The sequence below is a fragment of the Pseudarthrobacter sp. W1I19 genome, from assembly GCF_030817835.1.
In the GTDB taxonomy this organism is placed as follows: domain Bacteria; phylum Actinomycetota; class Actinomycetes; order Actinomycetales; family Micrococcaceae; genus Arthrobacter.
Map to the genome: position 1 here is coordinate 1,023,425 of NZ_JAUSZR010000001.1, position 14,702 is coordinate 1,038,126.

A 14,702-nucleotide genomic window follows, 5' to 3' on the forward strand; every position below is an offset into this window, starting at 1 on the left:
TAACCCGCCCGCGCTACTTCCCGGCTCCGCCTGCCGCCATCAGCTCCAGCCTCTTAAGCGTCTCGCGGTTGCGCATGGTGATCATCGGGTCCCGAAGAACCTTGGGTAGGGCCTTACCCGGGCCGCGGATCGCATCCTCGGCCATGGTGACAACGCACTGGTTGCCCTGGTCCTGCAGGGTGATCACCACCTTGGCCTCGCCCAGAGGCCAGCCGCGCGCCACCAGTTCCAATGACTTCTCCGGCTGGGCAGCGGTCACCCGGGTGCTGTCGTTGATCACCATCGGCCACGCCCCCACGGAATGGTGGAGGCGTGAGCCGGGCTGCGGCCAGGTGTCATCCACCGCGCGGATCCTTGAGGCACCCACTACCCAGCCGGAATAGAGCCAGCCGTCGGCAATGACCCGCCAGACATCGGCGGCGGGGGTGTTGAACAGCTGTGACACGGTGGACATGGCGTTCCTTCCTGTAGTGGAGCTACATCCGCCCGAAGCGCGACCGGATGAGGGCGAAAATTCCGTAGGCGATGAATCCGGCCCCGATGGCAACCAGCAGGTAGGGGCCGAAGGGGTGGTCCCGGAGCGCCTTGAGGCTGCCATCCAAGCCCGTGGATTCGTTGGCGTTATGCTTCGCGGCCGCGATCACAAAGAGAAGCCCGGTGAGGCACAGGGCAGCGCCTTTGGCGATATGGCCTGAGATGCCCAGGCTGTCGATAAGCCGCCCGCGCCGGGTGCCGTCGAAGTGGAAGAGTTCCTCCTTGAACCCCCGCCGGATGCCCTTGAAGACGAAGTACACGCCGATCCCGACGATGGTCAGGCCCAACGCCACCAGCGCCCACAGCCCCCAGAGAGTTCCCATCAGCGAAGCACTGAAATCGCGGGTGCTTTCACTGGAGTCGCCCCGCAGCCCGACGGCGAAACCCGCGAAACTGAGGCCTACACTCCCGTAGGCGATGGCCAGGAAGCCCGAGGAAACCAGCTTGGCCAGCCGCTCCTTGCGGGGAAGGCGGCGGGCCCGGAGTGTGGCTTCGCTGGCCTGCCATAAAGCAAGGCCGAGGCACGCAGCCACACAGCCCCACATCACGGCCGGTCCCCACGCATTGGCCGCGAGCTGTTCGATGGCGCCCGTGGGCTCCGCCTCTCCGGGCTGGCCGAAGGCCACCGCAATGGCGATGGCCCCGATGATGACGTGCAGCAGCGCCATGACTGCGAACCCGGCCCGGGCCAGGACGTCGAGGGCCGGGTGGTTCGAGGCCTCCTCGACGGCGTCCGCTGCCTGGCTGAGGGTGGAGTCGCTGTCCGACATTGCTTAGCCGTTCATGGGTCCTTCGGCGCGGATCTTCTCCGCGCCTGGTCCCTCGACGTGGACGGTGCAGCGGACCACCAGCTGCCCGGGGGCGTTCTCCAGCTCCACGAGGGAATCGTTTCCGCTTAGCACGGTGAAGACTTCGGTGCCCGGCACCACTGCCACGCCCTTGGCTTTGGCAGTGTCCCGCGCATTCCCGAACGCTTCGCGCTGAAGCTTTTCCACGTAGCTGCCGTCATCTTCACGGGCGGGGTCACCAAAGGCCCAGCCGAACAAACTCCCTGTAGTACCCATGCCCAAGATATTACGCGTTGTGCCTGTACAAGACGGGCTTTCGTAACATTAGTAAGTGTGCTTACCATAGGCGCACCATGACCTTGAGGGGACACGGCAAGAGAGGTCCGCAGGCACGGCATCTGTAACCAGTTCAACGTTAGGAATGCACATCATGGCAGGAAATCTTATTGCCCGGTCGGTTCACGATCTGACGGCAGCAGCATGGTTCGGTGGATCCTTGATGGGTGCCATCGGCCTGAACGGCGCGGCAGCGGCGGCCAGGGAGCCGTCAGAGCGGACCCGGCTCTCCAGTGCCGGGTGGATGAAGTGGGCTCCCTTCCAGACGGCCGCGTTCGCCTCCCACCTGGTGGCGGACCTTGCCATTGCCTGGGAAAACAAGGAGCGCATTGCCAAGCAGGACGGCGTTGCGCGGGACACGGTGATCAAGACGGCGGTGACGGTGGTGGGCGCTGCTGTGACGCTGTACTCCGGCATCCTTGGCAAGAAGGTGGAGAAGCTGGCCGATCAGGGCGCCGAGGGTGCCACGGAGCCGCGGCCGGACGCCTCGGACGAACTGAAGGCGGCGCAGCAGCAGCTCAAGGTGCTGCAGTGGGTCATCCCGGCGTTCGCCGGCCTGGTGGTCATCCTCGGCGCGAAGCACGGCGAGATGCAGCGGCCGAAGAACGTGTTCGCGGGCCTGCAGCGCTAACGCAACGAGAACGTATGACGACGGTCCGGCACCCAGGTGCCGGACCGTCGTCGTACGTCCCCTCCGGAGGCTAGACCGGCTGGCTGTGCGGGGGAGGCAGGTCCGGGTTCATGTCCTCCAGGTTTGGATCCTCCGCCGTCCATACCTGAATGATGGCCCACGCGACGGCGGTCAGCGGCACCGACAACACGGCCCCTACGATGCCGGCCAGGATGGTGCCGGCGGTCAGTGCCATCAGGATTACCAGTGCGTGGAGCTGCAGCGACTTGCCCATCACGATCGGCTGCAGGAGGTCGCCTTCGAGCTGGTTGACCGCCACCACCACGGCCACCACGATCAGCGCAACAACCGGGCCGTTCGCCACCAGCGCCACAAGGGCGGCCAGGATGCCGGCCACCGTGGCGCCCACCAGCGGAATGAATGCGCCGATGAACACGATGATGGCCAGTGGAAAGGCCAGTGGAACCTGCATGATCAGCAGGGCGGCACCGATGGCCACAGTGTCCACCAGGGCCACGATGGCGGTGCCGCGGACGTACCCGCCCAGCACTTCCAGCGTCCGGCTCCCTACCCGGCGCAGCTTCGCTTCCCGTTGCCCGCTGAAGGGCCGGAGGAAGAAGGTCCAGATTTTCGCGCCGTCCTTGAGGAAGAAAAACAGGATGACCACCATCAGGCTGGCCCCGGCAATGAATTCGGTGACCACCGACAGGCCGGTGATGGCGCCGGACCGGACCTGGCTGCTGGTGGCGAACTGCACTATCCCTTCGCGCGCCTGGTCCAGCTGTTCCTGCTCGATGGGAACCGGACCGGTCAGCAGGAACTGTTCCAGCTCATCCAGTCCAGAGGAAGCCTGAGCCGCCAGCTCGCCCCACTGGTTGCGGACCGAAAAATAGATCACGGTGGAAATGCCTGCGAGCACGGCCAGCAATGCCACGAAAGCGAGGCCTGTGGCCACTCCGCCGGGGATGCCGCGGCGGCGGAGCATGTTGACGAACGGCCCGATCGCCGCGGCCAGGATCAGTGCGATCAGGACCGGGATGACCAGGAGTTTGATCTGCATCAGCGCGTAGACGGACACCACCGCCACCGTCAGGATCAGCAGGACCTGGGCTGCCCGGGTGCCCACCCTGCCCAGCCCGTCAGTCCAGAGTGCGCTGGGCTGTTTGGCCGGGCGTTTCTTTGGAGCCGCGGCCGCTTCGTGCCCGTTTGGATGTGGCGCCGATAGCGGCTGCGGGGTATCGGTGCCCGGCACCTGTTCGGTCAGGCGTGCTCGCGCCATAGGGAACTCCTCATTCGTTGGCGGGTACCCTGGTGCGCGTGTTAGAGCACGCCAGGAAGACAACCTTCGTCAGATAGTAAGCCTACTGACCGATTAGGGCCGGGTGAAACCCCGGGCCGCTTGACTTCCCCCGGTAATGCGAGTTTTTGTCCACGTATGCAGGCTTCACCTGCCGATAAGCCTGCATATAAGAACAAAAACTCGAAAGGGGAGGGGCTACGCCGCCAGCCACTCCGCGCAGGAGTTGAGGTTTCGGTTTACGGTGGCCACGGCCCCTTCCTCATCGCCCTGCTCTATGGCCTCGAGCAGGAGATCATGCCCCTCGTGCTGGAGCCCGTCGAATCCAGGCCGGAGGAGCTGCTTGAGCATGTCCTCATGGACCACGGCGCCGAAGCTGATGTAGAGCTCATGCAGCAGGGGGTTGCCGGACGCCTGGGCCACCCGCTCATGGAAGCCCCAGTCGGCCCGTGCCCAGGCTGCATAGTCTTCGCTGGCCCAGGCGTGGGCCCGGCCGGTGAGGAGGGCGCGCAGGGCCGCGACGTCGTCGGACGTGGCGTGGCGCGCCGCGAGCCGGGCCGCCTGGGTGTCCAGCCCGAGGCGGACTTCCAGGATGTGCGCCTCCGTGTGGTCCTGGTACATGCGGCGGGCGGCGCCGGAGATCTCGCTGGTGGCGCGGACGTAGGTGCCGTCTCCGCGGCGGACTTCCAGCATGCCGCTGTGCGCCAGTGCCTTGATGGCCTCGCGGAGGGTGCCCCGCGAGACACCCAGATCAGTCATCAGTCCGGTCTCGGAGGGGATGCGCTGGTGGAGGGGCCAGTCACCGGACTGGATCATGGCGCGAAGCTTTGCCGTGACTTCCTCGGCAAGCGGCGGACGGTGGGAGGTACTGAGCGCCATGGCGTCCTATTTCCTCCCGGCCGCGGGAGATTCGGCCGCTGGAGATTCGGCCGCAGGAGATCCGGCTGTGCGGACGGCAACGGTGCCAGTTGCGCCGCGGGTCATGGCGCTGCCCGTGATCAGGTGCGCCACCACAATCTGGACCAGTGCCAGGGCCAGCAGCAGGGAAAGGGGCAGGATCCAGCCGCCAGTGGCGCTGTGCAGCAGGCCCATGCCGAAAGGACCGGCGGTGGCGAGCAGGTATCCGCTGGACTGGGCAAGGGTGGACAGTGCTGTGGTTTCGGCCGTGCTGGCTCCGCTCCGGCTGATCATCACCATCACCAGCGGGAAGATGCCCAGGCCGAACCCCAGCAGGACGGCGGGAACAACGGCCAGCGCCACCGGCAGGACCAGGAGCAGGGCGAGCCCCGCGGCCATGGTGATGCTGACCAGGTAAAACGCCGGGCGCAGCATCCGGGGGCGGGAACCAATGGCGATGAGCAGCATGCCCGCAGGAACGGACACCAGCTGCATCAGCCCGAACATCAGCCCGCTGTCCGAGGCGTTCATGCCCATGGTGGTGAGCATGTACGGGAACCAGCTCAGCAAGGCATAGGCCAGCAGGGCCTGGAGCGTGAAAATTGCGGTCAGGAGCAGCCCTTTCCGGGTCCGCAGCAGCGGCCAGGGGGACACATGCCGGGCCGCGGACCGGGTGCTGTTGCGGTGTGCGTGCAGGGCCACGGGGAGGAAGCCGAGGAAAGCGGCGACGGCGGTGATTCCAATGGCGCCGACGGCCGCGGACGGCGATCCGAGGGCCTGTGCCAGCGGAACCACGGCGACAGCCGTGACAGTGGCTCCGGTGGTCATGGTCACCGTATATACGGCAGTCATGAGCGAGGTCTTGTGCGCGAAGTGCTCACGGATGAAGGACGGCATGGCCACGTTGCACACTGCCAGCCCGGACATTCCCACCACGCTGCCCAGCACCAGCATTCCGGTGGCGGGGATGCCGCGGAGCAGGAGCCCGCCGGCCAGCATGGAGAGTGACAGCAGGATGGCCTTCTCCACGCCCAGTTTGCCCGTCAGCCAGGAGGTGGCGGCGCCGGCCAGGGCGAAGCAGAGTGTGGGGATGGAGGGGATGATGGCAGCCACGAGGGGTCCGTAACCCAGTACGGTCTGCAGGTCGTGCAGAAGCGCGGATGCCCCGGTGATGCCCGCCCGCAGGTTGAGTCCGATGAGAACCAGAGCTATCACGCCGAACACGACGGCGGAGCGCGGCTTGGTTGCCTCGCCTACCGAAGTGCCTGCAACAGCAGGCGCGGCGGCCCGCACCTGCGCCGAAGCAGTGGCAGGCGCCGAAGCATGTGCGGTGTAAGGGGCTGCAGGGGAAGGGGGAGTGGCGGCCATCTTTCTAGGCTAAAGGTTAGACGTTTGATGTTTCCAGTTTTGTGGTCAAGCTCTCCCGCCCCTGCCTGCGGGGGCAATAGACTGCCAGCGGGGGCTGGGGCGCCAATCCGTCCAGGCCATGCGTGAGGAATGCGGAGGGACGGCTGTGATGGCTTCCGAGGGAATTGAGATCGAGAAGAAGTACGACGTCGGTGATGACGCCACAGTGCCCGCGCTGGAAGAACTGCCGGGCGTGGCCAGCGTTGGGACGCCCCATACTGCCGTCCTGGAAGCCGTCTACTTCGATACGGACAAGCACACGCTCGCCTCCCGCCGCATCACCCTGCGCCGCCGCACCGGCGGGACCGACGCCGGCTGGCACCTGAAGCTGCCGCCGGAAGCAACCACTGGAACAGAGCCCCAGCACCGCCGCGAGGTGCACGCACCGCTGGGCCAGCCCGGCGTCGTGCCTGACAGCCTGCTGGCGCATGTCCAGGCTCACCTCCGGGGAGCCGACGTGAGGCCAGCAGTCCGGCTTCAGACCCGGCGTACCACCCACGCGCTGTACGCCGGGGACGGGACGCACCTGGCGGACCTGGCAGATGACAGGGTGGAGGCAACCCGCCTGCGCCCCGGAGACGCGGAAGAACAGCCGCAGAGCTGGCGCGAGTGGGAACTCGAACTGGTTCACGGCGGGCCGGAGCTGTTCGAGCCCGCCGAGCCGCTGCTCCTGGCTGCGGGAGCCAGGCCGGCCGGCCACGCATCCAAGCTGGCCCGGGCCCTCGGGGGCGCGTCAAAGGCGGCCACGGCCCTGGAAGGCCAGGCAGCCCCGACGGAACTCCAGGCCGGAAAGAAGGCGCCGGCCGCCGCCGTCGTCACCGTCTACGTGACCGGGCAACTGCGCCGGCTCCTCGCCGAGGACGCCGCGGTGAGGCTGGAGGAACCCGAGGGCATCCACAACATGAGGTCCGCCATCCGCCGGCTCCGGTCGGTGCTGGCCGCGTACAAGAAGCTGTACCGGGCCACGCCCGTCCGGCGCTTGCGGGATGAGCTGGACTGGCTGGGCCAGCTGCTGGGCGATCCGCGGGACGCCGAGGTGGTTCTGGCAGGGCTGCGCAGCCAACTGGCCGGGCTTCCGCCGGGGGACGCCACGGACGCGGTCCGCGAGCAGGTGGAGCGCAAGGCCGGAGCGGCATTCGACGCCGGTTACCGCAAGGTACACAAGGCCCTGGAGTCCGAGCGGTATTTTCGGCTGCTGGACAACCTTGAAGACTTCCGTGATAACCCGCCGGTCAGGGCGGACGAGGTGGCGGCAGGTCGACGGCTCGCCGTGAAAGCCGTGGACAAGTCCGTGCGCAGGCTGCGGCGCTCGCAGAAGGCCGCCCGCCAGGCCCGGCGCGGCACGGATTACGAAAACGCGCTCCACCAGGTCCGCAAGGAGGCCAAGCGGCTGCGGCACCTGGCCGAGCTGGCGGCGCTGGTGAAGGGCAAACGCGCCGGGAAAGTGGCCAAGGCCGCCCACAAGCAGCAGAAAATCCTCGGCGGCTTCCACGACGCCGTGGTGGCCCGGAAGCTGCTGCAGGACCTGGAAGCGGGCCCTGCCCTGGCGGAGGCCACGGCCGAGGCGCTGGCGGTGCTCCGGGCGCGCCAGGCCGACGTCATGGACGAGGCCGAGGCCAAGTACCGCAAGGCCCGGAAAAAGTCCCGTGGCCTGCTGCGGCGCGGGGTTCTGTAGTCCCCACCCGCACCCTAGCCTCGCAAGCTCGGCCAGGGAACCCTGCGGGCGTGGGCCCATCCACCCGCTCCCTAGCCTCGCAAGCTCGGCCAGGGAACCCTCCCCGCTGCCTCCCCAATCTCGCAAGCTCTATTGGGGCCCTCGGTAGCGTGGGCCCAGGCGTGGGCCCATCCGTTGGCCGATCGCACCGGGCGGTGCAGCGGCTACTTCCCCTGCCGGGCGGACAGCCGGGCCACCGCGAGGGCGAGCCAGAGCTGCACCCGGTCCGTGGTGACCGCGGGGTCGTAGCCGGTCAGTTCGGTGATCTGCGCCAGCCGGTACCTGACCGTGTTCCGGTGCAGGGTGAGTTCCTCGGCGACGGCGGCCACGGAGCCGTTGTTATTCAGGTAGCTTTCCAGCGTGGTCATCAGCTCGGCACCATGGGTGGCGTCGAAGGTCCGCAGCGGATTCAGGGACTCGTGGGCCATGTCCGCCAGCGGCACGTCCTCACTGGCCAGCAGCAGCGACGTCAGGCTGAGCCGCTCCGGCTCGTTGACCGGCAGTCCGTGGCTGGCCGCGTCCCGCGCCTCAAAGTAGCTCCACCGCAGGCCGTTCGGCTTGGTGTACGCGCCGCCGATGCCGATCGTGGCATGAATCCCCGCCTCCGCCAGGTGGTCGCTCAGCTTCCGCGCCAGCGACGGCGCCGCCCCGCCGTCGTCGTTCATCACCAGCATCAGGTCCTTGCCCACGACGGCGGCAACGGACTTCTCCAGTTCCCGCGGCACCGAGGTGCTCACCAGGGCCTTGTGATGGGCGGCGGAAACGGCCAGCAGCACCACGTTCTTGCGCGTGCTGTTGACGCCCACGCCGGCCAGGCGGCGCTGCGCCTCGCTGGTCTCCAGCGCCCCGTGGATCACGTCCTCCAGCACCTGCCCGCACAGGGCGCGCTCGGCCTGGCGTTGCTTGACCATGTTGTTCAGCTCAACACTGATCAGGTTCTGGGCGTACCCGATGATGCCGGAGTCCTCAAAGGGCTTGCGGACCCAGAGGGTGCAGGCATCCCGCCGGCCGGTGGGGATGGGGTAGGAGGCCCAGGTATCGGCCTGCGGGGTGTCCTTGGTGCTGTTGTACAGCTGTGCCGTGAACTGGGTGAGCGCGATGTCCGTCCGAAGCATGCCGCCGAGGTGTTTCAGGAGCTCGGCCAGGCCGCCGCCGGTCAACAGTGCGCGCGCCAGTACCTGGTGGCCGGCGATCAGCCGCTCCAGCTTGGCGTAGTGGTCCGCGGACTGGGCGTCGGCCACCAGCTTGCCGATGGCGATAAACGGTGTCTCGTAGGGCACTTCCACCACGGGCAGGCCCCAGCGGTTGGCCTCAGCGAGCAGGGCCGGCGGCACCGCCTCGTGCGACAGCCCCACGCCGAAGCCGATGCCCACGGCGCCGGCCCGCTGTACCTGCCGGACAAAACGCCGCTGCTCGGGGGCCGATTTCAGCCGCAGGCCGGTGGTGAGGATCAGTTCGCCGCCGTTGATGAAGCGCTGCGGGTCCTCCAGCTCGGTCACTGCCACCCAATTGATGTCCTCGTGCCAGGTGGTCTCGGCGACTCCCACTTTGGACAGGTTCAGGGATTTGACACCCAGGAGGGCAGCAAGGGAAATGGCCATGAACCAAGGATAAACGGGCGCTAGTCAACCGCACTAAAAAGCGGCAGGAAGGGTGTGCAGGTGGCTATTCACTGGGCAGGGGTGCTGGCATAGGCTCAAGGCAGTCAGATCCATCAGTTTCGACGCCGATGGCCCCCAGGAAAGAGGTTGCACACCGTGGTCCAAACCTTGCAGAACTTCATCAACGGTTCTTTTGTCACGCCTGCCGGCAGCGGCACGCTGGACATCGTGAACCCCACCAACGGTGAAGTGGTGGCGCACTCGCCCATCTCCAACCAGCAGGATGTGGACGCTGCCATGGCCGCAGCAAAGGAAGCCTTCAAGAGCTGGAAGCACGTCACGCCCGGCCAGCGCCAGCTGATGCTGCTCAAGCTCGCCGACGCGGTCGAGGCCAACAGCGACGAACTGGTGGAGGCGCAGCACCGCAACACGGGCCAGGTGCGTTCCCTGATCGCCTCTGAGGAAGTCGCCGCCGGCGCCGACCAGCTGCGCTTCTTCGCCGGAGCGGCCCGCATCCTCGAGGGCAAGTCCGCCGGTGAGTACTTCGAGGGCCACACCTCCTACGTGCGCCGCGAACCGATCGGGGTTGTGGCCCAGGTGGCCCCCTGGAACTACCCGTTCCTGATGGCCATCTGGAAGATCGGCCCCGCGCTGGCCGCCGGCAACACCGTTGTGCTGAAGCCCTCGGACACCACCCCGGAGTCCACCCTTGTCCTGGCCCGCCTGGCCGGTGAGATCTTCCCCGCCGGCGTCCTGAACGTTGTGCTGGGCACAGGCCAGACCGGCGCCATGATGGTGGACCACAAGGTCCCCGGCCTGGTGTCCATCACCGGCTCCGTCCGTGCCGGCATCGCCGTCGCCTCCGGTGCGGCGAAGAGCCTCAAGCGCGCGCACCTGGAGCTGGGCGGCAAGGCGCCGGCCATCGTGTTCAAGGATGCGGATATCAAGAAGAGCGCCGCGGCCATCGCCGAGTTCGCCTTCTTCAACGCGGGCCAGGACTGCACCGCCATCACCCGGGTGCTGGTGGAGGAATCAGTGCATGACGACGTTGTGGCCGCCATGGTGGAGCACACCAAGACCCTGCACACCGGCTCGCAGAACGACGAAGACAACTACTTCGGCCCGCTGAACAACATCAACCACTTCAAGCAGGTCAGCTCGGTAGTGGAAAACCTGCCGGCGCACTGCCGGATCGAAACCGGCGGACACCAGGCGGGGGAGAAGGGCTTTTTCTTTGAGCCCACCATCGTCACCGGTGCGAAGCAGACGGACAGCATAGTCCAGCAGGAAACGTTCGGCCCCGTCATCACCGTGCAGAAGTTCAGCACCGAGGAAGAAGCGGTGGAGCTGGCCAACGACGTGGAGTACGCCCTGGCCTCCAGCGTCTGGACCTCCAACCACGGCACCGCCATGCGCCTGAGCCGCGACCTGGACTTCGGCGCCGTCTGGATCAACACCCACATCCTGCTCACCGCCGAAATGCCCCACGGCGGTTTCAAACAATCCGGCTACGGCAAAGACCTCTCCATGTACGGCGTCGAGGACTACACGCGCATCAAGCATGTGATGAGTGCGCTGGACGCCTGACGCGTCCGCGCCAACGGCACCACTCCCCAACGCTTCCCGCAATTCCTGAAAGGCCTCCCATGACCACCACCGCATCAGACATCACCTTCCGCCTGGAGCAGAAGCGCCGCGTCCAGGCCGACTTCCCGGGGCCCAAGTCGCTGGCCCTGGCCGAACGGCGCAAGTCCGTCGTCGCCGCAGGGGTCGCCTCCGGCGTCCCGGTTTACGTTGCAGACGCCGACGGCGGCATCATCCACGACGTGGACGGCAACTCCTTCATCGACCTCGGCTCCGGCATCGCCGTGACCAGCGTGGGCGCGTCCGACCCCGCCGTCGTCGGTGCCGTGAAGGAAGCCGTGGAGCACTTCACGCACACCTGTTTTATGGTCACGCCTTACGAAGGCTACGTGGCTGTCGCCGAGCAGCTGAACCGCCTCACCCCGGGCGACCACGAGAAGCGCACCGTCCTTTTCAACTCCGGCGCGGAGGCAGTGGAGAACGCCATCAAGGTGGCACGCCTCGCCACCGGACGTGACGCCGTAGTGGCTTTCGACCACGCCTACCACGGCCGCACCAACCTCACCATGGCGCTGACCGCCAAGGCCATGCCCTACAAGACCAACTTCGGCCCGTTCGCGCCGGAGGTCTACCGCATGCCCATGAGCTACCCGTACCGGGAGGAAAACCCGGAGATCACCGGTGCCGAGGCCGCCAAGCGCGCCATCACCATGATCGAAAAGCAGATCGGCGGAGACCAGGTTGCCGCGATCATCATCGAACCCATCCAGGGCGAGGGCGGCTTCATCGTCCCCGCCGAGGGCTTCCTGCCGGCGTTGGCTGCGTGGGCCAAGGACAAGGGCATCGTCTTCATCGCCGACGAGGTCCAGTCCGGTTTCTGCCGCACCGGTGAATGGTTCGCCGTCAACCACGAAGGCGTCATCCCGGACATCATGACCATGGCCAAGGGGATTGCCGGCGGCATGCCCCTGTCCGCCATCACCGGCCGCGCGGACCTGCTGGACGCCGTGCACCCGGGCGGACTGGGCGGCACCTACGGCGGCAACCCGGTGGCCTGCGCCGCCGCCCTTGCCTCCATCGGATCCATGGAGGAGTACGACCTGAACGGCCGTGCCCGCCACATTGAGGCCCTCGCCACTACCCGGCTTCGGGAACTGCAGCAGGAACTGGTTGCCGCCGGAACCGGCGTCATCGGCGAAGTCCGCGGCCGCGGCGCAATGCTGGCCATCGAACTGGTCCAGGCCGGCTCCAAGGAACCGAACCCGGAACTGACCAAGGCCGTTGCCGCCGCCTGCCTGAAGGAAGGCGTCATCATCCTGACGTGCGGCACCTACGGCAACGTCATCCGCCTCCTGCCGCCGCTGGTCATCACCGATGAACTGCTGAACGACGGCCTGGAGGTCCTGGCGGCAGCCATCAAGGCCAATGCCTAGCCGCCAATAGAGTTAGCGTCCCCTCGCAACGGCGCGAACAAAACCTGGGCCCCGGAACTACCGTTCCGGGGCCCAGGGGTTTTAAGACAGCTGTCGGTTGCCGTTATCCGGCCCGCCGATAACCACCTGCGCGGGACTGTGCAGGACGTACCCGTTAAGCCAGGAAAACAGGGCCCGGATTTTCTGCTGGAATCCGGACAGGAGCGCCAGGTGCACCAGGAGCCAGGAAAGGAAGGCCAGGGGCCCCTGGAGCTGCATGCGCTGCCGGCCAAGTTCAGCCACCGCCGCTCCCCGCCCGATCATGGCCATGTAGCCCTTGTCCACGTAGCGGAACGGCTGCCGGGTGCCGCCATTGAGGTCTGCGTGGATGTTGCGGGCGGCCCACTTACCGGCCTGCTGGGCCACTGAGCCGAGCTGCGGCAGCTTGGCCCCGGTTGAATCGGTGATGTTGGCGGCATCGCCAATGACGTAGACGCCCTCGACGTCGGGAACGGTCAGGTCGGTGCGGACATCGATGCGGCCGCCTTTCCCCTGGGGCAGCCCCGACCCGGCCAAGAGGTCACCGCCCTTAAGCCCGCCGGCCCAGACCACGATTCCTCCCGGGATGTCCGTCCCGTCAGCCAGCGTCACGCCACCGTCCCGCACTTCCGTGACGCCCACACCCATGTGCATCTGGACGCCGATCTTTGCCAGGCGCTGCCGGGTGTACTCCTGGGACTTCGCCGAAAACATGGTGAGGACTGTGGGGACCATGTCCACCAGGTGCACGCGGCACCGCGCAGCCAGTTCGGGGGAGAAATACTTGGCCACGACGAATTTGATGTTTTCCGCCAAGGCCCCGGCCGTCTCCACACCGGTAGGCCCGCCGCCCACCACAACCATTTCCACTGGCGCGTCCGGCTCCCGGTCCGCCCGGTCCAGCAGCCGGGTCACGCTGGTTCCGAGACGGGTTGCATCCGTGACCGAATACAGCGGGAAGGTATGCTCCGCCGCGCCGGGGATATTGAAAAAGTTGGGGACGGCACCAACGGCAACCACCAGGATCTGCGCGCGGAATGTGTCACCCTCGGCTGTGGTGACGGTGTGGTTTGCGGCATCGACGGCCGACACCTCCGCCGTCAGGACCCTGACGTTCCTGCGGCGCCGGAAAACCGACCGGATGGGCCGGGCAATGGCTGACACTCCGATCTGGGACGTGGCCACCTGGTACAGCAGAGGCTGGAACTGGTGGTAGTTGTTCGAGTCGATCAGAAGTACCCGAACGCCCTTGCGGCCAAGTTCCTTGGCTGCGGCGATGCCGGCGAATCCTGCCCCGATCACGATGACCTGATATGAGTCCTCCATCCGAGCAACCTACTCCGCCGGGCTTCCCCGCAACAGTGGGTCAGGTGGATTTCAGGGAAGCCTTGCTCCTCCGGCGGGCCACGGAGGTCTTGCGTGCGGTGCGCAGCATGTCCACGGTCAGGACCAGCAGCGCCAGCCACACCACGCCGAACCCGATCCAGCGGTCCACGGTCATTGCTTCCTTGAACACCAGCAGCGCCAGGATGAACTGTAGAACGGGTGCTGAATACTGGAGCAGCCCGATGGTGGTCATCGGGAGCCTGCGTGCCGCGGCACCGAAGAACACCAGCGGCACCGCGGTGATCACGCCGGAAGCCAGCAGAAGCCAGAAATGGCCGGGCCCCTGTGTGGTCAGGGTGGCGGTTCCGGCCGACGCCAGGTAGATCATGGTGGCTGCAGCAAACGGAGCCAGCACCACTGTTTCAACGCTGAGGCTGGTGACGGCATCCACCTTGGGACCAACCCGCTTCTTCACGAAACCGTACAGGCCAAAACTGAAGGCGAGCGTCAGTGCAATCCACGGGAGCTTTCCATAGGAATATGTGAGCACTCCTACCGCAATGAAGCCGATGGCGACGGCCGCCCACTGCAGCGGCCGCAGTTTTTCCTTCAGTACCAGCACGCCAAGCATGACGGAAACCAGCGGATTGATGAAGTATCCCAGTGATGCCTCCACAGCCTGTCCCGTGGTCACCCCGTAGGTGTAGGTCAGCCAGTTGATGGCGATCAGGAAAGCGGCTACGGCAAGCGTGCCAAGAACGGAACGGTCACGCAGTGCCCGGGACAGGGTGCCCCATGAACGGGTCACCGTGATGAGGAGCGCACAGAACAGCAATGACCAGACCACCCGGTTGGCCACAATTTCGACGGCACCTGCCGGCATCAGCACAAAGAAGTACAGCGGGAGCAGCCCCCAGAGTCCGTAGGCGCCGATGCCGAACAGGATCCCCGCCGTCGTGTCCTTGTCCACTGCCTTGGGCGCCCCCTTGATGCCGGCGCCGCCTGCAGGCGGCGTGCTTACTGGTGCTGCAGGTGCTGCGGATGCCGGCCCTGGCGAGGACGTTGGGGTAGCCGGTGCGGGGACATGGGCGGGGGAGGAGGATCCATCGGGAGAGGGCACAACACCCATAACATCA

General features: G+C 66.6%; 13 protein-coding genes. 4 read left to right on the plus strand and 9 right to left on the minus strand.

Annotated features, from left to right (window positions below; genetic code table 11):
- Positions 1–13: 13 nt before the first annotated feature.
- From QF038_RS04755 to QF038_RS04765, 3 genes are read right to left on the minus strand one after another with little or no spacing between them, the layout of a single operon-like run.
- Complete coding sequence (locus QF038_RS04755; RefSeq protein ID WP_307609136.1) at positions 14–454, minus strand: SRPBCC family protein; 441 nt, start codon at positions 452–454, stop codon at positions 14–16.
- A 22-nt stretch (positions 455–476) separates the two neighbouring features.
- A complete protein-coding gene (locus tag QF038_RS04760) occupies positions 477–1,304 on the minus strand; it encodes a DUF1206 domain-containing protein (protein ID WP_307609137.1) in 828 nt (275 codons plus the stop codon).
- 3 nt (positions 1,305–1,307) lie between these two features.
- On the minus strand, positions 1,308–1,598 hold the full coding sequence (locus QF038_RS04765; protein ID WP_091416212.1) for a hypothetical protein: 291 nt from the start codon (positions 1,596–1,598) through the stop codon (positions 1,308–1,310).
- 154 nt (positions 1,599–1,752) lie between these two features.
- On the opposite strand from QF038_RS04765, the gene QF038_RS04770 reads away from it, so the two are divergent.
- Positions 1,753–2,289, plus strand: a complete 537-nt coding sequence (locus QF038_RS04770; protein WP_307609138.1) for a hypothetical protein — start codon at positions 1,753–1,755, stop codon at positions 2,287–2,289.
- A gap of 70 nt (positions 2,290–2,359) precedes the next feature.
- Here the strand turns inward: QF038_RS04770 and QF038_RS04775 are convergent, their stop codons facing one another.
- The 3 genes from QF038_RS04775 to QF038_RS04785 form a co-directional block, all read right to left on the minus strand.
- Entirely contained in the window at positions 2,360–3,568 is a 1,209-nt protein-coding gene (locus QF038_RS04775) for an AI-2E family transporter (protein WP_307609139.1), read from the minus strand.
- A 216-nt stretch (positions 3,569–3,784) separates the two neighbouring features.
- Entirely contained in the window at positions 3,785–4,465 is a 681-nt protein-coding gene (locus tag QF038_RS04780; RefSeq protein ID WP_307609140.1) for a FadR/GntR family transcriptional regulator, read from the minus strand.
- A 6-nt stretch (positions 4,466–4,471) separates the two neighbouring features.
- On the minus strand, positions 4,472–5,851 hold the full coding sequence (locus tag QF038_RS04785; RefSeq protein WP_307609141.1) for an MFS transporter: 1,380 nt from the start codon (positions 5,849–5,851) through the stop codon (positions 4,472–4,474).
- Between the two features lie 148 nt (positions 5,852–5,999).
- Here QF038_RS04785 and QF038_RS04790 point away from each other — a divergent pair, with 148 nt between their 5' ends.
- Positions 6,000–7,565, plus strand: coding sequence for a CYTH and CHAD domain-containing protein (locus QF038_RS04790; protein WP_307609142.1), 1,566 nt, complete (start codon positions 6,000–6,002; stop codon positions 7,563–7,565).
- Between the two features lie 203 nt (positions 7,566–7,768).
- On the opposite strand, the gene QF038_RS04795 is transcribed toward QF038_RS04790, so the two are convergent.
- Entirely contained in the window at positions 7,769–9,205 is a 1,437-nt protein-coding gene (locus QF038_RS04795; RefSeq protein ID WP_307609143.1) for a PucR family transcriptional regulator, read from the minus strand.
- A gap of 156 nt (positions 9,206–9,361) precedes the next feature.
- Here QF038_RS04795 and QF038_RS04800 point away from each other — a divergent pair, with 156 nt between their 5' ends.
- Positions 9,362–10,792, plus strand: coding sequence for a gamma-aminobutyraldehyde dehydrogenase (locus QF038_RS04800; protein WP_307609144.1), 1,431 nt, complete (start codon positions 9,362–9,364; stop codon positions 10,790–10,792).
- Between the two features lie 59 nt (positions 10,793–10,851).
- Complete coding sequence (gabT, locus tag QF038_RS04805; protein WP_307609145.1) at positions 10,852–12,222, plus strand: 4-aminobutyrate--2-oxoglutarate transaminase; 1,371 nt, start codon at positions 10,852–10,854, stop codon at positions 12,220–12,222.
- An 81-nt stretch (positions 12,223–12,303) separates the two neighbouring features.
- Here gabT and QF038_RS04810 read toward each other — a convergent pair whose 3' ends face one another.
- Together QF038_RS04810 and rarD are read right to left on the minus strand one after the other, a co-directional pair.
- Positions 12,304–13,566, minus strand: a complete 1,263-nt coding sequence (locus QF038_RS04810) for an NAD(P)/FAD-dependent oxidoreductase (protein ID WP_307609146.1) — start codon at positions 13,564–13,566, stop codon at positions 12,304–12,306.
- A gap of 40 nt (positions 13,567–13,606) precedes the next feature.
- Positions 13,607–14,695: an EamA family transporter RarD gene (rarD, locus tag QF038_RS04815; RefSeq protein WP_307609147.1), complete on the minus strand. Its 1,089-nt coding sequence runs from the start codon at positions 14,693–14,695 to the stop codon at positions 13,607–13,609.
- Between the last annotated feature and the right edge of the window lie 7 nt (positions 14,696–14,702).